Source organism: Aeromonas aquatilis, from assembly GCF_054052405.1.
Window position 1 is genome coordinate 40,920 of sequence record NZ_JBSTYP010000004.1, and the last position, 17,861, is coordinate 58,780.

The 17,861-nt window shown below is 57.8% G+C and carries 15 protein-coding genes; 7 read left to right on the plus strand and 8 right to left on the minus strand.

Features of this window, described 5'->3' with window-relative positions; all coding sequences use genetic code 11:
- The first annotated feature begins 67 nt into the window (after nucleotides 1-67).
- The 3 genes from udk to ACW5W8_RS02455 all read left to right on the plus strand — a co-directional run bounded on the left by udk (nucleotide 68) and on the right by ACW5W8_RS02455 (nucleotide 3,203).
- Complete coding sequence (gene udk / locus ACW5W8_RS02445; protein ID WP_005345570.1) at nucleotides 68-712, plus strand: uridine kinase; 645 nt, start codon at nucleotides 68-70, stop codon at nucleotides 710-712.
- Between the two features lie 63 nt (nucleotides 713-775).
- A complete protein-coding gene (gene dcd / locus ACW5W8_RS02450) occupies nucleotides 776-1,357 on the plus strand; it encodes a dCTP deaminase (protein ID WP_005336719.1) in 582 nt (193 codons plus the stop codon).
- A 376-nt stretch (nucleotides 1,358-1,733) separates the two neighbouring features.
- The gene (locus tag ACW5W8_RS02455) at nucleotides 1,734-3,203 is read left to right on the plus strand and encodes an inorganic phosphate transporter (RefSeq protein WP_019445142.1); all 1,470 of its coding nucleotides are present in this window, start codon (nucleotides 1,734-1,736) and stop codon (nucleotides 3,201-3,203) included.
- A gap of 132 nt (nucleotides 3,204-3,335) precedes the next feature.
- On the opposite strand, the gene ACW5W8_RS02460 is transcribed toward ACW5W8_RS02455, so the two are convergent.
- Entirely contained in the window at nucleotides 3,336-3,587 is a 252-nt protein-coding gene (locus tag ACW5W8_RS02460) for a DUF1289 domain-containing protein (protein WP_498626242.1), read from the minus strand.
- 150 nt (nucleotides 3,588-3,737) lie between these two features.
- Here ACW5W8_RS02460 and mltA point away from each other — a divergent pair, with 150 nt between their 5' ends.
- Nucleotides 3,738-4,889, plus strand: coding sequence for a murein transglycosylase A (mltA, locus tag ACW5W8_RS02465; RefSeq protein WP_498626243.1), 1,152 nt, complete (start codon nucleotides 3,738-3,740; stop codon nucleotides 4,887-4,889).
- Between the two features lie 118 nt (nucleotides 4,890-5,007).
- Here the strand turns inward: mltA and yfaE are convergent, their stop codons facing one another.
- From yfaE to ubiG, 5 genes are all read right to left on the minus strand, one after another.
- Nucleotides 5,008-5,331 (minus strand): class I ribonucleotide reductase maintenance protein YfaE, encoded by a 324-nt coding sequence (gene yfaE, locus ACW5W8_RS02470; protein ID WP_498626244.1) that lies wholly within the window; start codon nucleotides 5,329-5,331, stop codon nucleotides 5,008-5,010.
- 73 nt (nucleotides 5,332-5,404) lie between these two features.
- Nucleotides 5,405-6,538: a class Ia ribonucleoside-diphosphate reductase subunit beta gene (gene nrdB / locus ACW5W8_RS02475; protein WP_498626245.1), complete on the minus strand. Its 1,134-nt coding sequence runs from the start codon at nucleotides 6,536-6,538 to the stop codon at nucleotides 5,405-5,407.
- Between the two features lie 80 nt (nucleotides 6,539-6,618).
- Entirely contained in the window at nucleotides 6,619-8,886 is a 2,268-nt protein-coding gene (gene nrdA, locus ACW5W8_RS02480; protein ID WP_498626247.1) for a class 1a ribonucleoside-diphosphate reductase subunit alpha, read from the minus strand.
- A gap of 627 nt (nucleotides 8,887-9,513) precedes the next feature.
- On the minus strand, nucleotides 9,514-10,209 hold the full coding sequence (locus ACW5W8_RS02485) for an HAD family hydrolase (RefSeq protein ID WP_498626248.1): 696 nt from the start codon (nucleotides 10,207-10,209) through the stop codon (nucleotides 9,514-9,516).
- A complete protein-coding gene (ubiG, locus tag ACW5W8_RS02490) occupies nucleotides 10,209-10,925 on the minus strand; it encodes a bifunctional 2-polyprenyl-6-hydroxyphenol methylase/3-demethylubiquinol 3-O-methyltransferase UbiG (RefSeq protein ID WP_498626249.1) in 717 nt (238 codons plus the stop codon). The genes ACW5W8_RS02485 and ubiG overlap by 1 nt, the downstream gene beginning before the upstream one ends.
- A 198-nt stretch (nucleotides 10,926-11,123) precedes the next feature.
- Between ubiG and gyrA the strand changes: the two genes are divergently transcribed.
- Nucleotides 11,124-13,868, plus strand: coding sequence for a DNA topoisomerase (ATP-hydrolyzing) subunit A (gene gyrA, locus ACW5W8_RS02495; protein ID WP_498626250.1), 2,745 nt, complete (start codon nucleotides 11,124-11,126; stop codon nucleotides 13,866-13,868).
- A gap of 120 nt (nucleotides 13,869-13,988) precedes the next feature.
- Here the strand turns inward: gyrA and ACW5W8_RS02500 are convergent, their stop codons facing one another.
- Nucleotides 13,989-15,386 (minus strand): alpha-amylase family protein, encoded by a 1,398-nt coding sequence (locus ACW5W8_RS02500; protein ID WP_498626251.1) that lies wholly within the window; start codon nucleotides 15,384-15,386, stop codon nucleotides 13,989-13,991.
- Between the two features lie 289 nt (nucleotides 15,387-15,675).
- Between ACW5W8_RS02500 and ACW5W8_RS02505 the strand changes: the two genes are divergently transcribed.
- Nucleotides 15,676-15,831 carry a hypothetical protein gene (locus ACW5W8_RS02505; RefSeq protein ID WP_498626252.1) on the plus strand — a complete coding sequence of 52 codons (156 nt, stop codon included), beginning with the start codon at nucleotides 15,676-15,678 and terminating at the stop codon, nucleotides 15,829-15,831.
- A 34-nt stretch (nucleotides 15,832-15,865) separates the two neighbouring features.
- Here the strand turns inward: ACW5W8_RS02505 and ACW5W8_RS02510 are convergent, their stop codons facing one another.
- Entirely contained in the window at nucleotides 15,866-16,921 is a 1,056-nt protein-coding gene (locus ACW5W8_RS02510; protein WP_498626253.1) for a PA0069 family radical SAM protein, read from the minus strand.
- A gap of 173 nt (nucleotides 16,922-17,094) precedes the next feature.
- Between ACW5W8_RS02510 and ACW5W8_RS02515 the strand changes: the two genes are divergently transcribed.
- Entirely contained in the window at nucleotides 17,095-17,682 is a 588-nt protein-coding gene (locus ACW5W8_RS02515) for a tetratricopeptide repeat protein (RefSeq protein WP_498626254.1), read from the plus strand.
- Nucleotides 17,683-17,861: the final 179 nt, after the last annotated feature.

Sequence of the window (17,861 nt, forward strand, 5' to 3'; positions counted from 1 at the left end):
CCACCCTTTTTTATATAATGGATCGGTTTAAACCATCCCCACTGCTCTTCTCTTTTAGGTATTTGTCATGTCTGATACTCAACATTCGTGTGTGATCATCGGTATTGCGGGCGCATCTGCGTCTGGCAAAAGTCTTATCGCCCAGACCATTTATGAAGAGCTGGTGGCCGAACTGGGCGCAGGTCAGATTGGTGTGATCACCGAAGATTGCTACTACCGTGATCAGACCCACCTGACCATGGAAGAGCGGGTAAAAACCAACTATGACCACCCCAATGCGCTGGACCATGACCTGCTGGTACAGCACCTGAGCCAGCTGGTCAAAGGTGATGCGGTCGCCATTCCCCAGTACTCCTACACCGAACATACCCGGATGAGCGAAGTGACCCCGTTTGCGCCGCGCCGGGTGATCATTCTGGAAGGGATCCTGCTGTTGACCGACAGCCGTCTGCGGGATCTGATGGATGCCTCCATCTTCATGGATACCCCGCTCGACATCTGCCTGTTGCGCCGTCTGGTGCGTGATGTGCAGGAGCGTGGCCGTACCATGGATTCCGTGCTCAAGCAGTATCAGAAGACGGTGCGTCCGATGTTCCTGCAGTTTATAGAGCCGTCCAAACAGTATGCCGATGTGATCGTGCCCCGTGGTGGCAAGAACCGCATCGCCATCGACATGCTCAAGGCGCGTATCCGCCACATGTTGATCGGTTAAGATGAAACAAGCCGGGTGATGCCCGGCTTTTTTAAAAGCACAATTTGTCAGGAGAGTCGCCCAATGCGTCTGTGTGATACCGATATTGAACGCCATCTGGATGAAGGCAAGATCGTCATTGAGCCACGGCCCGGGGTAGAGCGGATCAGTGGTGTCAGTGTCGATGTGCTGCTGGGTAACGAGTTTCGGGTGTTTCGCGATCATACCGCGCCCTATATTGACCTGAGCGGCCCGAGCAGCGAGATGGCCGATGCCATCGATCGGGTGATGAGTGACGAGATCCACATCCCCGATGGTGAAGCCTTCTACCTGCACCCGGGTCAGCTGGCGCTGGCGGTGACCTACGAATCCGTCACCCTGCCTGCTGATATCGTCGGCTGGCTGGATGGCCGCTCTTCATTGGCGCGCCTGGGTCTGATGGTGCACGTGACGGCGCACCGGATCGATCCGGGTTGGTCCGGTCGTATCGTGCTGGAGTTCTACAACGGCGGCAAACTGCCGCTGGCGTTGCGTCCGAAGATGAAGATCGGCGCCTTGAACTTCGAGATGCTCTCCGGCGTCGCGGCCCGTCCCTACAACAAGCGGGAAAATGCCAAGTACAAGAGCCAGCAGGGCGCCGTTGCCAGCCGTATCAATCAGGACTGATAACTGGCAACTCGGCAACGATCCAAGGGAGCACAAGGTGCTCCCTTTTTGCATCTGGAATCAAACGGATATGGGGTTGATGATGCTGGTCGGATGAGATTGGTGGGGCAGGGACGTTTTATCACCACTTCTGCCCGTTTTTTGTCATAAAAATGTCATAAACATGAAATTATTGGCTTAATTGTCAGCTATTTTTGCCCTTTCCCGCAATCATTGGTGGCTTTAATTAATCGATGGCAAGCCGCATGAGGACTGGCTCTAGGATATTTTTTTCCAAAAAGCTCTTTTTTTTTATGGCTGAAATATTTCAATGGTGGCTATGGTGTTGGCCGCCATCTGGCATAATCCGCCGCAACTCATAAACAGGCTTTTTTTTATGTTTGAAATGTTTAGTGGTTTGGGTTTGTGGTGGTCAATCGGTTTGGTATTGGCCGTTTTTTTTGTGCTTGCCTATGAATTTATCAACGGCTTTCACGATACCGCCAACGCGGTAGCAACGGTTATCTATACCAAGGCGATGCCAGCTCACCTGGCGGTCGTTGCATCGGGGATCTTCAACTTTTTTGGCGTCATGTTCGGCGGTCTGGGGGTGGCCTATGCCATTGTCCATCTGCTGCCCATCGACCTGCTGCTTGGGATGGACTCCACCCAAGGGTTGATCATGGTCTTCTCCTTGCTGTTTTCCGCCATCGTGTGGAACTTGGGCACCTGGTTCTTCGGGATCCCGGCCTCCAGTTCACATACCTTGATCGGTTCCATTCTGGGGGTTGGCGGCGCCTATGCCTGGATCACCCATAAACCGGTGACAGAAGGGATCAACGTGGGCAAAGCGATCGACATCATGCTGTCCCTCATCATCTCTCCCACCATCGGCTTCATCATCGCGGCGCTGCTGCTGCTGGCGATGAAGCGCATCTGGACCAGCAACAAGATCCACAAAACGCCGGAAGAGCGTCAGCTGGTCGATGGCAAGAAGCACCCGCCATTCTGGGCGCGTCTGACCCTGGTGGCCTCGGCCATGGGCGTCAGCTTCGTGCACGGTTCCAACGATGGCCAGAAGGGCATTGGTCTGGTGATGCTGGTGCTGATCTGCATGGCGCCCGCCTATTTCGCACTGGACATGAACAGCCGCTCTTATGACCTGGATCGGACCCAGGATGCCAACCAGCGCATCATGGAGATCTACCAGCGCAACCAGTCCGCCCTCTCTGGCGTCATCAACTTCTCTGCACCGGCAACGGCTCAGGAAGAGCTGATGACTCACTGCTCCGCCGATGGCGTGCTGCAGGCGATGGCCACCCTGGATGCCCGTCTGGGTGCCGTGCGTACTTATGATCAGATGAGCTTGACCGACCGCCGCGAAGTGCGTCGTCTGCTGCTCTGTATCGATGACACCGCCCGCAAGGCTGCCAAGCTGCCGCTGCCAGCCAAGGAGCTGACTGATCTGGCCAAATGGCGCAAGGATCTGACCGCGACCGCTGAATACGCACCGACTTGGGTGATCGTCTCCATCGCGCTGGCACTCGGTTGTGGCACCATGGTGGGCTGGCGTCGTATAGTCCATACCGTGGGCGAGAAGATCGGCACCACAGGCATGACCTACAGCCAGGGTATCGCGGCCCAGATCACGGCTGCAACCTCCATCGGGGTCGCCAGTCTGACCGGTATGCCGGTCTCCACCACCCACATCCTCTCTTCTGCGGTGGCGGGTACCATGATTGCCAATAAATCCGGCCTGCAGAGCCAGACTATCAAGACCATCCTGATGGCTTGGGTGCTGACCCTACCGCTGACCATGCTCCTCTCCGGCGGGCTGTTTATCGTCAGCCACCATCTGTTTGGTTGATCTGCCGCGTTCATAACGCGCATCACAATGACAATGCCGCCCGGTCGAAAGATCGGGCGGCTTTTTTTATATGCTGGATAGGTCGTGTCTCGTGAGCGCAGGAATATGGCTTGCAGGGATGTTAGGAGCGGGTCAGAAATCCCAGCCAGATTGTGGCATCGGTTCAGGTTGATCGCTTTCATAAGCCTTGCGGCGGGCAGCCTCGACCCGGCGTTTGCGATCCCGGCACAGGCGCATCACCTCTTGTTGTTGGGCAGGGGTCATGGTGAGCCAGTTGAAACGCTCCTCGCGATTGCGCAGGCACCCCTTGCAGTAGCCCTTGTTGTTTACCTCGCAGACCCCGATGCAGGGGCTCTGAAGCGGGAATATTTCGAGCTGTTCCATCCATCACCTCGCACATCCTGTCACCTTGTTATAACCCAGCGGATCCCCTTTGGAGAAATCCTGCTTCAAGTGATTGATGTCGTTTGCTTTCCCCCTGCAAATTTGGCATCTTCCCCGCCGAGCATGGCTCTTGGCGTTATATGAGGACATATGAACAAACACGCGTACTGGCTGACCGCCGCAGTGCTGGGACTGGCCGGTTGTGCGGGCAACTCTGACAAAGCAGAAGTGCCCAAAAAACAGACCGACAACAGATGTTTTCTTAACTGCGAGGTGCCGGAAAATCTGGGCAAGCAGTATCTGGACGGGACCTTGCCAGAGGATCTGGTGAGGGTAGATCGGGTCAATAGCCGTGCGCGTGCCGACTACAGCAAGTTTGGCCCGCAAAGCCGACTGGTATTGGAACGCTCCGGCAAGATGACCCGCCGTTATGGCGAGCTCTATCATCAGCTCTCCCGCTGGGTGGCGGGTGGCGGCAATCCTGCCGACATCACCCGTTACGGTATCAGCCTGGCTCAGCTGGGCGGTGCTGATCGCATGGGTAACGTGCTCTTTACCGGTTACTACTCGCCAGTGCTGGAAGTGCGCCACCGCCCGGATGCCAAGTATAAATATCCCATCTATGCCATGCCCAAATGTGGCGGTCGCTGTCCGACCCGGGCCGAGATCCATCAGGGAGCACTGGCCAACCGCGGGCTGGAGCTGGGTTACAGCAAATCCCTTATCGATAACTTCCTGATGGATGTGCAGGGCTCGGGCTTTGTCCACTACGGGGATGACGATCGGCTGCAATATCTGGGCTACAGCGGCAAGAACGGCCACGGTTACGTGAGTATCGGTCGGGTACTGATTGACCGCGGTGAAGTGCCCAAAGAGCAGATGTCGATGAAGGCCATCAAGGAGTGGGCCAACCGACAGCCGGAGGAGAGCGTCAAGGAGCTGGTGGAGCAGAACCCCTCCTATGTCTTCTTCGAGCGTCGACCCACCAATGACGTGATCGGTGCCGCCGGTATCCCGCTGCTGCCGATGGCGGCTGTCGCTGCCGACAAGACCCTGCTGCCGATGGGCACCCCGATCCTTGCCGAAGTCCCTTTGCTCGACAAAGAGGGCAACTGGACCGGCAAGCACCAGCTGCGGCTGTTGATTGCGCTGGATGTGGGCGGGGCGGTGAAGAAGGGCCACCTCGATCTCTACCACGGCATGGGTGAGAAGGCCGGTGTTGCGGCCGGTCACTACAAGCACTTTGGCCGGGTCTGGAAGCTGGGCCTGCACCACGGGCCGACCGCTGCCCCCTGGTTGTAATCCTCTGAGGGGGTGGGCGTCTGTCATCGGGCGCCCGAGTAATGTGAAGAGACAAAAAAAGCCGCCGGATTGCTCCGGCGGCTTTCTATTTTGTGCGAGTTGCCAGTCTGTGGCTGCGTCAGCTCTTCTGGATATCCAGCCGGATGGCGCCGACCGGTTTGCAGCAGCAAGGGAGACACTCCCCCTGGGCGACAAATGCCAGCGGCACCGCAGGATAGTGAACCTTGCCAGCCATCAGCGGAGTGCGGCAAGCGCCGCAATAGCCGCTGCGACACTGGAACTCCACATGATGACCGTGGCGCTCCAGGGTCTCCAACACGCTTTCGCCGGGATGGGCGTGCAGCACGGCACCATCCCGGGTATGTACCCGTGGTGCCACGACCGCATGCTGTTCGGCAGCTGCGTGCGGGGCAGGGGTCAGCGTGTTGGTGGCGTCACTCACAGCTCGAAGTCACCCAACTCATTGGGATTCACTTCACTGTCGATCTGGCCGACCAGCATATCAGGTCGCTGACTCACAGCTCGAAATCACCCAGGTCGTCGGCATTGACTTCGCTGTCGATCTGACCGACCAGATAGGAGCTGACCTCTACCTCTTGCGGGGCGACCTGCACGTTGTCGGATGACAGCCAGGTGTTGATCCAGGGGATCGGGTTTTGCTTGGTGCCGGCAAAGGCTGGCTGCAGGCCGACCGCACTCATGCGCAGGTTGGTGATGTACTCCACGTACTGGCAGAGGATGTCCTTGTTCAAGCCGATCATGGAGCCGTCCTGAAACAGGTACTCGGCCCACTCTTTCTCCTGAATGGCCGCTTCCTTGAAGATCTCGAAGCAGGCCTGTTCGTACTCGGCGGCGATCTCGGCCATCTCCGGGTCATCCTGGCCGGTACGCATCAGGTTCAGCATGTGCTGGGTGCCGGTGAGGTGCAGCGCTTCGTCGCGGGCGATCATCTTGATGATCTTGGCGTTGCCTTCCATCAGTTCACGCTCGGCGAAGGCAAAGGAGCAGGCGAAGCTGACGTAGAAGCGGATTGCTTCCAGTGCGTTGACGCTCATCATGCAGAGATAGAGCTTCTTCTTGAGCTCGCGCAAGGTGATGGTCACCTCGCGGCCCGCGACTGTGTGGGTCCCTTCACCATGCAGGTTGTAGAGGGCGGTTGCTTCGATCAGGTCGTCGTAGAAGTGGCTGATGGAGCCGGCGCGCTTCAAGATCTGCTCGTTGGTCACGATGTCGTCAAACACCTGGGAGGGGGTGTTGACGATATTGCGGATGATGTGGGTGTAGGAGCGAGAGTGGATAGTCTCGGAGAAGGCCCAGGTCTCAATCCAGGTTTCCAGCTCCGGAATGGAGACCAGCGGCAGCAGCGCCACGTTGGGGCTGCGACCCTGAATGGAGTCCAGCAGGGTCTGGTACTTCAGGTTGGAGATGAAAATGTGCTGCTCGTGGGGCGGCAGGGCCTGATAGTCGATGCGATCACGGGAGACATCCACCTCTTCCGGGCGCCAGAAGAAGGAGAGCTGCTTCTCGATCAGCCGCTCGAACACTTCGTGCTTTTGTTGATCATAACGGGCTACGTTGACCGATTGGCCAAAAAACATCGGCTCTTTGAGCTGGTCGTTTTGGGTTTGGCAGAAAGTTGAATAGGCCATGGTTACCAGAATATGTGAATAGAGAAAACAGGAGAGCGGGAGCTTCATGCTCCCGCCCGGTTATCAGTTCTTGCCGTGACTTAGATTTTGCAAGCCCCGCCAGCGCAACCGTCATCTTGCAGATCGGTCTGGGCATCGTCTGCACCATCACGGGTGTTGTGATAGTACAGGGTCTTGAGGCCGTATTTGTAGGCGGTCAGCAAGTCCTTCAGCAGCTGTTTCATCGGCACCTTGTTGCCTTCGAAACGGGCCGGGTCGTAGTTGGTATTGGCGGAGATCGCCTGATCCACAAACTTCTGCATGATACCGACCAGCTGCAGGTAGCCGTCAACGCTCGGTTGCTTCCAGAGCAATTCATATTGATCTTTCAGGCGATCATACTCGGGCACTACCTGTTTGAGAATGCCGTCTTTGGAGGCCTTGACCGAGACCAGGCCGCGTGGCGGCTCGATGCCGTTGGTGGCGTTGGATATCTGGCTGGAGGTTTCGCTCGGCATCAGGGCGGTCAGGGTTGAGTTGCGCAAGCCCACGGACTTGATCTCTTCACGCAGACTTTCCCAATCCAGATGCAGCGGCTCGTTGCACAGTACGTCCAGATCCTTTTTATAGGTATCGATGGGCAAAATGCCCTGAGCGTAGGTGGTCTCGCCAAACAGCGGGCAGGGGCCGAACTCGCGGGCCAGCTGCACGGAGGCTTTCAGCAGATAGTACTGAATGGCCTCGAAGGTGCGGTGAGTCAGGGCCAGACCGGAGCCGTCAGAGTAACGAGCGCCGTTTTTGGCCAGGTAGTAGGCGTAGTTGATGACGCCGATCCCCAGGGTGCGACGACCCATGCTGCCCTTCTTGGCGGCGGCAATCGGGTAGTCCTGATAGTCGAGCAGGGCGTCGAGGGCACGCACGGCCAGATCGGCCATCTCTTCCAGATCTTCCAGCTTCTCGATGGCACCGAGGTTGAAGGCGGAGAGGGTGCACAGAGCGATTTCGCCACTCTCGTCGTCGATGTTGTTGAGCGGCTTGGTCGGCAGCGCAATTTCGAGGCAGAGGTTGGACTGGCGTACCGGCGCCACGCTCGGGTCGAACGGGCTGTGAGTGTTGCAGTGATCCACGTTCTGGATGTAGATGCGACCGGTACCGGCACGCTCTTGCATCATCAGTGAGAAGAGATCTACCGCTTTCAGGGTCTTCTTGCGAATGGCCGGATCCTGCTCGTACTTGACGTAGAGCGCTTCGAACTTGTCCTGATCGGCGAAGAAGGCATCGTACAGGCCCGGCGCATCGGACGGGGAGAACAGGGTGATGTCACCGCCCTTGATGAGGCGCTGGTACATCAGCTTGTTGATCTGCACGCCGTAGTCCATGTGACGAACACGGTTCTCTTCCACGCCGCGGTTGTTTTTCAGTACTAGCAGGCTTTCTACTTCGGTGTGCCACAGCGGGTAGAACAGGGTAGCCGCACCGCCGCGCACGCCGCCCTGGGAGCAGCATTTAACCGCAGTCTGGAAGTATTTGTAGAAGGGGATGCAACCGGTGTGGAATGCTTCGCCACCACGGATGGGGCTGCCCAGACCGCGGATGCGCCCGGCGTTGATGCCGATACCGGCGCGCTGGGAAACGTAACGCACGATGGAGCTGGCGGTGGCGTTGATGGAGTCCAGGCTGTCATCGCACTCGATCAGCACGCAGGAGCTGAACTGGCGGGTCGGGGTGCGCACGCCGCTCATGATTGGGGTCGGCAGGGAGATTTTGAAGGTCGAGACCGCATCATAGAAGCGCTTGATGTAGTCCAGACGAGTATCTTTCGGGTACTTGGAGAAGAGGCAGGCTGCAACCAGCATATAGAGGAACTGCGGGCTCTCGTAGATCTCGCCGGTAACGCGGTTCTGGACCAGATATTTGCCTTCCAGCTGTTTGACTGCCGCGTAGGAGAAATCCATGTCGCGCCAGTGATCCAGATGGGTGTTCAGCTCTTCGAATTCGGCTTGGGTGTAGTCTTCCAGCAGGTGCTTGTCGTACTTGCCCATGTCCACCAGACGAGCCACGTGCTGGTAGAGGTGGGGCGGTTCGAACTGGCCGTAGGCTTTCTTGCGCAGGTGGAAGATGGCCAGACGGGCTGCCATGTACTGGTAGTCCGGGGTCTGCTCGGAGATGAGGTCAGCCGTCGCCTTGATGATGGTTTCGTGAATGTCGGCGGTACGGATACCGTCATAGAACTGGATGTGGGATTTGAGCTCTACCTGAGAGACCGACACGTTGTCGAGACCCTCGGCGGCCCAGTCCAGCACGCGGTGAATTTTATCCAGATCGATGGGTTCTTTGTGTCCGTTACGCTTCGTCACAAACAAGTTCATTGGCTGATGACCTTCAGTTGATTCCCGAAAAACCATCGCACAATAGCGCCACCCAGGCTCCGGCGGTGTGCGGGATTTGGGTAGAGATTGTGCGATGAATCACAAGATGTAGTGTTATTTTAAGTTCGAGCTACAAGATAGTGAGGTCAGCCCGCCATTGCAATGTGTGGATAAGTGACGAGCTGTGGATAAATTGTGAGTCTTGTTCCGTCAGTTAGTGACCGCTCACAGTGAGCGGGTTTTCATTCGTCCGCTCCGCTAAATGCAAGTCTCCCGATCGAAGATGGAAAATTTAAATAACTTTTTTTTGCTTGCGAAACGGGGGGCTTTTTACTAGCAAACGGCGGCTGATTATCCCTTATGCAACAAGGGTCAAAAGCTGTCCAGTTGTCGCTGCCGCGGGCTCAGCGTGGCAAGGGCTTTGCATCTGACGATGGCGGTGTGTGGCCTCTCTGTGACGGCTGCGTGCTTGTCAAATGGGTATCAAGTTGGTTGTAAGTTGCCTTTATTATCCATGAATGGACGCGTGATGGCGGTGCAGGTTGTGAGAGCGTAAAGGAAGAGGTTCAAGGGGGCGGGGAGTCTATCTCCGCCCCGTTATCGGATGTCAGCCGGTCAGGCTGCGCGTCACACCTTGGCCGTCAGCTCATAGCGCAGCCAGTGGTGCAGGGCCTGCACGGTATCGAAGTGCAGATCGGCGCCCCACCCGGCGGGATCCTCGTTATCGCTCAGATAGCCCCAGCCAGCGACCGCAGTGCGCATGCCCGCATTGCGGCCCGCTTCGATGTCCCGCACATGATCCCCCACATAGAGGCAGTGAGCCGCATCGACCCCCAGCTTCTCGCAGGCAAAATACATGGGAGCGGGGTCGGGCTTGCGTACCGGCAGGGTATCGGCACTGACCGTTACGCCGCAACTGGCAAGCTGTGGCAGAGCCGCCAGCAGCGGCTCGGTGAGAAAGCCCGGCTTGTTGGTGACTATGCCCCAGGGGAGTTGTTTCTCGTCGAGCCACTCGATGAGATCCACCATTCCCTCATAGGGACGGGTCCCGACACAGAGGTTGGCCGCGTAGTAGTCGAGCAGGGCATTGCGCAGGCGGGTGGCCCCCAGCTCCTCAAGCAATTCGTCGCCGAGGCCCGCTTTCAGCAGCCCGAGCGCTCCGTGGGAGGTGGTCTGACGAATAATATCGTCAGAGAGCGGCGCAAAGCCTTCGCTGATCAGTACATGGTTGACGGCGGCTCCCAGATCCGGGGCTGTGTCGAGCAGGGTGCCATCCAGATCGAACAGCACGCAGCCGAGGGGCTGCGGGTGAGAGGCGCTCATCAACCGTGCTCCGGGCGGACAAACTCCACCATATAGTTGACGTCGACATTCTTGCCGAGCTTGAACTGGTTGGTGAGGGGGGCATAGTGGACGCCGCTCATGTCCCGCACCAGCAGGCCAGCTGCTTCCCCTATGCGACACAGTTCGGCCGGAGTGATGAACTTTTTGTGGTCGTGGGTACCCTTGGGCACCATCTTCATCAGGTATTCGGCCCCGATGATCATCATCAGATAGGATTTGGGGTTGCGGTTGATGGTGGAGACGAACACCCGGCCGCCCGGGCGTACCAGAGTCGCGATGGCGCGCAACACGGAGGCGGGGTCCGGCACATGCTCCAGCATCTCCATGCAGGTGACCACGTCATACTGGCCCGGCACTTCGGCGGCATGGGCTTCGGCAGTGATCTGGTGATATTCGAGCTCAACACCCTGCTCCAGGGCGTGCAGGCGGGCGACGCCGAGGGGTTCCTTGCCCATGTCGATGCCGGTGACCTTGGCACCACGGCGGGCCATGCTCTCGGAGAGAATGCCGCCACCACATCCGATATCGAGAATGCGCTTGCCAAACAGACCGCCACTTTTGTCGGTGATCCAGTCAAGGCGTACCGGATTGATTTGATGCAGGGGTTTGAATTCACCTTCCATGTCCCACCAGCGGGAGGCGATGGCTTCAAACTTGGCGATTTCTGTCAGATCGACATTGGCATCACTGTTCATTTTTCGAAGATCCTGTGGCAGGGCGCCCGCTTCTGAGTCATGGGCGCAATCTATTGTCCTGGCGGGCATTATAACGGACGGACTTTGTCACACCAGCCCGATCTGATACCCGATTTGTGGCTTAAGGTATTTGGCTCAGTGTGTTACCATGTCGCGCTGTTTAAGCCAAAGAACAACTAATTAGGGATAAGGCTTTCTATGAGCGATCTGGCCAGAGAGATCACGCCGGTCAACATCGAAGAAGAGCTCAAGAGTTCCTATCTTGATTACGCCATGAGCGTGATCGTAGGACGAGCTCTGCCGGATGTGCGTGATGGCTTGAAACCGGTTCACCGCCGCGTTCTGTTTGCTATGAACGAGTTGGGGAACGACTGGAACAAGCCCTATAAAAAATCGGCCCGTGTGGTCGGTGACGTAATCGGTAAATATCACCCGCACGGCGATAGCGCTGTGTATGACACCATTGTCCGGATGGCGCAGGATTTCTCCATGCGTTACATGCTGGTCGATGGTCAGGGCAACTTCGGTTCAGTCGACGGCGACAGCGCCGCGGCGATGCGTTATACCGAAGTGCGGATGGCCCGCATCTCCCACGAGCTGCTGGCTGATCTGGACAAAGAGACCGTGGACTGGGTGCCGAACTATGACGGCACCGAGATGATCCCGGCGGTCATGCCTACCAAGGTTCCCAACCTGCTGGTCAACGGCTCCTCCGGTATCGCGGTGGGCATGGCGACCAACATTCCGCCTCACAACCTCACCGAGATTGTCAATGGCTGCCTGGCGCTGATCGAAAACGGCGACCTCACCATTGACGAGCTGATGACCTACATTACCGGCCCGGATTTCCCCACCGGCGGCATTATCAACGGTCGTTCCGGCATCGTGCAGGCGTACCGTACCGGTCGTGGCTCCATTTATGTGCGGGCCAAAGCTGAAGTGGAAGTGGACGAGAAGACCAGTCGCGAGACTATCATCGTTCACGAAATTCCCTATCAGGTGAACAAGGCTCGTCTGATCGAGAAGATCGCCGAGCTGGTCAAAGACAAAAAGATCGAAGGCATCAGTGCCCTGCGCGATGAGTCTGACAAAGACGGCATGCGCATCGTTATCGAGATCAAGCGCGGCGAGTCCGGCGAGATTGTGCTGAACAATCTCTACAAGCACACCCAGATGCAGACCACGTTCGGCATCAACATGGTGGCGCTCGATAACAACCAGCCCAAGGTGATGAACCTTAAAGAGATCCTGGATGCGTTCCTGCTGCACCGCCGTGAAGTGGTGACTCGCCGGACCGTGTTCGAACTGCGCAAGGCGCGGGATCGGGCACACATTTTGGAAGGTCTGGCGGTTGCGCTGGCCAACATCGATCCCATCATCGAGCTGATCCGTCACAGCGCGACCCCGGCCGACGCGAAAGCGGGCCTGGTTGCCAAGGGCTGGGAACTCGGCAACGTGGCGTCCATGCTGGAGAAAGCGGGCGACGACGCAGCTCGGCCAGAGTGGCTGGAGCCCGAGTTCGGTATCCGTGAAGGTCAATACTTCCTGACCGAACAGCAAGCCCAGGCCATCCTTGACCTGCGTCTGCACAAGCTGACCGGCCTCGAGCACGAGAAGATCCTGGAAGAGTACCAATCTCTGCTGGATCTGATCGCCGAGCTGCTGCACATCCTGGCGAGCCCGGTTCGCCTGATGGAAGTGATCCGCGATGAGCTGCTGGCCGTGCGCGAGCAGTATGGCGACGAGCGTCGCACCGAGATCAGCATGTCCAGTGCCGAGATCAATATCGAAGATCTGATCACCCCGGAAGATGTGGTGGTTACCCTGTCTCACCAGGGCTATGTGAAGTATCAGCCGCTCTCCGACTACGAGGCCCAGCGCCGCGGTGGTCGTGGCAAGTCGGCCACCCGGATCAAGGAAGAGGACTTTGTGGAGCGTCTGCTGGTGGCCAACACCCACGACACCATTCTGTGCTTCTCCACCCGTGGCAAGGTCTACTGGCTCAAGGTTTACCAGCTGCCGGAAGCGTCCCGTGGCGCCCGTGGTCGTCCGATCATCAACCTGCTGCCGCTGGAAGAGGGTGAGCGTATCACCGCTATCCTGCCGGTGAAGGAATATGACGCCGAGAAGTATGTGTTCTTCGCCACCGCCAACGGTACCGTGAAGAAGACCAGCCTCTCTGACTTCAGCCGTCCGCTCTCCTCCGGTATTCGTGCCATCAACCTCAAAGAGGGTGATGAGCTGATCGGGGTGGATATCACCGATGGCAGCAACGAGATCATGCTCTTCTCCGACGCGGGCAAAGTCGTTCGCTTCGCGGAAGGCAGCGGTCGCGCCGATGCCGATGTCAGCGATGACGTTGAAACCGACGACGATGCCGGCAATGACGATGATGGCAGCGACAACGGCGAAGGCACCGAAAGCAAGGGCACCTTCAAGGGCGTGCGTCCGATGGGTCGTACCGCAGCCGGGGTGCGCGGCATCAAGCTGGGCGCCGGTGACAAGGTGGTTTCCCTCATCGTTCCGCGCGGCGAAGGTGCCATCCTCACCGCCACCGAGAACGGTTACGGCAAGCGGACTGCGTTGGCCGAATACCCGACCAAGAGCCGTGGTACCCAGGGCGTTATCTCCATCAAGGTGGATGAGCGCAATGGCAAGGTGATCGATGCGATCCAGGTCGAAGATACCGACCAGATCATGCTGATCACCAACGGCGGTACCCTGGTGCGTACCCGTGTTGCCGAGGTGAGCGTCATTGGCCGTAACACCGGCGGTGTCCGTCTGATCCGTACCGGTGAAGACGAGACCGTGGTTGGCCTGCAGCGCATCGCTGAGAGCGACGAAGACGAGAACGACGCACTGGCCGTTGACGGTGAGGTTGAAGGTACCGATACCGCGACCGGCACTGATGCAGTCGATGCAGGGGACGCGGGCGACGAGTAAAATTGTCACCTGTTACCCGAGCTACGTCTCTGAGCAAAAAGAGCGACCCTGGTGGTCGCTCTTTTTATTTGTCTGCTTTTTATGACAGGCAGCTGAAAGTCGGGCAGGGTGCTGGCCTGATCACTCCTGCAGCCACATTCTGGCGCTGCGGGCGGGAATGGCGACCCGTACCCACTGGCTCTGCACGTTGACCACGGCCCCTTGGTCGAGCACGTCCCGATAGTTGCGATACCAGTTCATCTCGAACCTGGCGGTATCGAGCCAATACTCCTGCTCATAGTCGCACTTGTTGATGCCGACCAGCCCCTGTTTGCCCCGTTTGAACAGCACGAAGCAGTCACCGCTGCCGATCAGCTGCATCGGTTGACCCTGCACCGCATTGTGGAAGCGGATCATCCCCTTGAGATCGGAGCGCTGGTAGTAATCCTGCCAGCGCAGTCCATCCTTGGCCTGGGTCTCGCCGTGATCCGAATAGACCAGTGGCGAGCCACCATCGCGGCCGAGCAGATAGGCATAGGCCAGCTTCTCGTCAGTCTGGCTTAAGATCTGATAGCGGAAGCCGTCGTTGGTGGGGATGTCGTGGGTCACGGCAAAGGTGACGGCACGACTGCCCGGCAGCGCCTGACCATAAGCACCCGGATCCGCCAGCAGGTTCATGCTGCCACCGTAACTGAAGGCGCCGCGCAGGGAAGCAAAGAGCGGAAAGTCATAGGCTCCCTGGCCGCTGCTGTCGAGGTAGGGTTTGAGGAAGCGCTCGTAATCGGTACTGCCAGCGCCCCCTGTGGTGATCACCTCGCCAAACACGTGCATCCCTTGTTTGATTTCGGGGGTGAACACGGCATTGATCTGGTAATCGCTCATGTGTTTGACCGCATCGACCCGAAAACCTTTGATCCCCATCCCCTTGAGCGCCTTGAGATAGGCCTGCTGCTGGCTCACCACCCAGTTGTTGGGATCCAGATCCGGTAGCCCCTTGTCACCCGCGCCGCCACAGAGTCGCCAGTACTGGACATGACCCGGATCGCTCCAGTCGCTGATGCACCCTTCGGGATGAAAATCCTGACCGGAGAGGAAGTTTTGCCCGAGATCGCCAAACAGTTTCTGGCGCTCGAAATAGGCCGGGTTGCTGGCGTAGCTTTGCAGCAGCTCGTTGCCGGGATAGTTGAGGTCCTGGCGTTTCCAGCTTTCATTGGCCATGTGGTTGAGCACCACATCGGCATAGACAGCGATACCGCGCGCTTTCATGGCGGCGATCAGCTGCTCGAGATCCTGCTTGTTGCCAAGAGGGGAGTCGACAAGGCGCAGATCCTGCGGTTGATAGCGTGCCCACCACTCGTTGCCTGAGGACTTCAGGGGTGGTGAGATGAGTACCTGTTTGTAACCGGCCGACTTGATAAGGTCGGCTTTGGCCGTCACTTCACTGTACTTCCAGTTAAAGGCGTGCAGTATGACGTCGGCGTGCGCCAAGGGGGCGATCAGCATGCCTGCGATCGCCCATATTCCCGCTGTGTGTTTCATTATTGTGTCCCTGTTTTTATAGATGCCTGAATGGGCAGAGCAGCTTTGGCACAACCAGGGTCAATCGCAATCGCATTCCGGTGGATTTGTGATGGATTTCAAGGTGAGTTCGCTGAAGTTGTGAGCAATTTCAGATTTCAATGGCTCTGGTTGTTATGCCGCCGAGGTGACGTTTTTTAGTAATTTGTTTGTCACTGGCTTGTCATCACTGCGCGTTATCTTGTCCGGCGAGTGATGGATCCTGACATCACACTCAACGTGGTTCACATTGACCGAACAGGAGCTGCATATGACCAGTTGGATAACCTGGGAGATCTGGTGGAGTCGGGTATGGGGTGAAGCAGAGTTGCCAACCCGTGGTGAAGAGTCGCTGGAAGTGGCCCATGAGCCATCACGACTCCCGGCAGAACTGTTGGAGCAGGGCAGGGATGATCGCGCACCCTGAAGGTTGCAAGATACATCTCGCAGTCCATGGCTTTTTAGAAGAGTGTCAGCTGCTCGCCCGGGCGGATAAAGAGATCCTCCCTTAGTTGAACATGGCGCTTGCCAATACCAAGCCGCTTGCTGATCAGGCGAAAGCGCTGGGCCAGCAGATCGGCAAAGTGTCCCTCACCGCGCATGCGGGTGCCGAAGGCGGTACTGTTGAGCCCGTCACCGCGGCTGGCTCGCAACTGATTCAAAATAGCCTCCTTCTGGCCCGGATAGTGGGTATCGAGCCAGCCACCAAATAGCGGCGCCAGCTCGTGGGGTAACCGCAGCAGGATGTAATCGGCGCAGCTGGCGCCTGCCTCGGCAGCCGATTTGATGATCTGCTCCAGCTCCGGCTCATTGAGCCGCGGGATCATGGGGGCGGCCAATACCCCCACCTGTACACCAGCGTTGGCCAGCTTCTCGATCACTTTCAAGCGGCCGGTGCCCGTGCTGGCGCGGGGCTCCAGCTGTCGGCGCAGGGTTTCGTTCAAGGTCGTCACCGACACCATCACCTGACACAGTCCCTCTCTGGCCTGCTCGGTCAACAGATCAAGGTCGCGCAAGATCATGGCGCTCTTGGTAATGAGCCCGACCGGATGGCGGTGGGCCAGCATCACTTCCAGCAACTGGCGGGTGAGGCGATAGCGTTGCTCGATGGGTTGATAGGGGTCGGTATTGGCGCCAATGACGATGGTCTGTGGTTGATAGGCCGGTTTGGCAAACTCCCGACGCAGCAGATCGGCTGCATTGCGTTTGGCAAACAGCTTGCTCTCGAAATCGAGGCCGGGGGAGAGCTCCAGATAGGCGTGACTGGGTCTGGCATAGCAGTAGATACAGCCATGTTCACACCCCTGATAGGGGTTGATGGAGCGACCAAAGGGCACATCCGGCGAGCTGTTGTAGCTGATGATGCTGCGTGTATCGATCTCTCGTACCTCGGTGCCAGGCACAGAGGGAGTGAAAGCGGCATCCCAATCGGACGATTGCCAGCCATCATCGACCGCTTCGACAAGGGGACCGCTAAAACGGTGATCGATATTGTAGGGGCTGCCTCGTCCTGCCATGGTGCGCACCGATACTGTTTATACATACAGTTATTTTGCAGGTACCCCGGATAAATGACAACAACTGCTGATCGACCGGGTGCAAAAAGGGTTGTCGTAGGGCTCTCTTGCTTGATCGCGGCGCTACATTTTGTTTACATAGACGAAATGAGAACTGGATCACGGAAATCATCATGAGACCCACCACTTCCCGCTGGCTGTTTATCGGTCTGCTTGCCCTTGTTATCTGGCGTCTGCTTCCGCTCTCCACCGAGCAGGAGATGGCTGCTGCCAACCGTGCCTGGCGTACCGGTCACTTCGATGAGGCGACCCGGATTTGGTTGCCACTGGCGGCGCAGGGGCAACCCCGGGCGCAAGCATTGATGGGGTGGAGTCATGAGGTGGGGCAGGGGAGCGAGCAGGATATCCTTCAGGCCATCAGCCTCTATCGCCAGTCGGCGCAGGCAGGGGATCCTTTCGGCCAATACCGGCTGGCAGAGCTCTATCTGCGCGGTGTCGGGGTCAAGCGAGATCTGCGCCAAGCCTTTCACTGGATGGATCAGGCAGCCCGTAACGGTGACGTCCCGGCCATGCTGAAAGTCGGTGTGCTTCATCTGATGGGGGTCAGCGGCAGGGTCGATTTGCCTCAGGCGAAACAGTGGCTCTATCAGGCGGCGCAAAAGGGTAACAAGCTGGCGCTTAAGGTGCTGCAGGAGCTGGCGCTGGCCGAGGAGGGGAGCAGTGACTTTGACTTCAACTGGCAATCCCTGCTTGGTGAATAGTCGGCAAGCGACTCATTTGGCTGTAGAAAATATCTGCAAATCCGATACAGCACGTCTGACTTCTGGTAGTATTGGGCCGTTTTGGTTTGGTTTGTCACGTTAGACATGCTGTTTACGTGTCAGGCCGTCTTCGCAAAGTGCTGTGGAGAACCAGAACATCACCTTTTTGAATCTCTTTT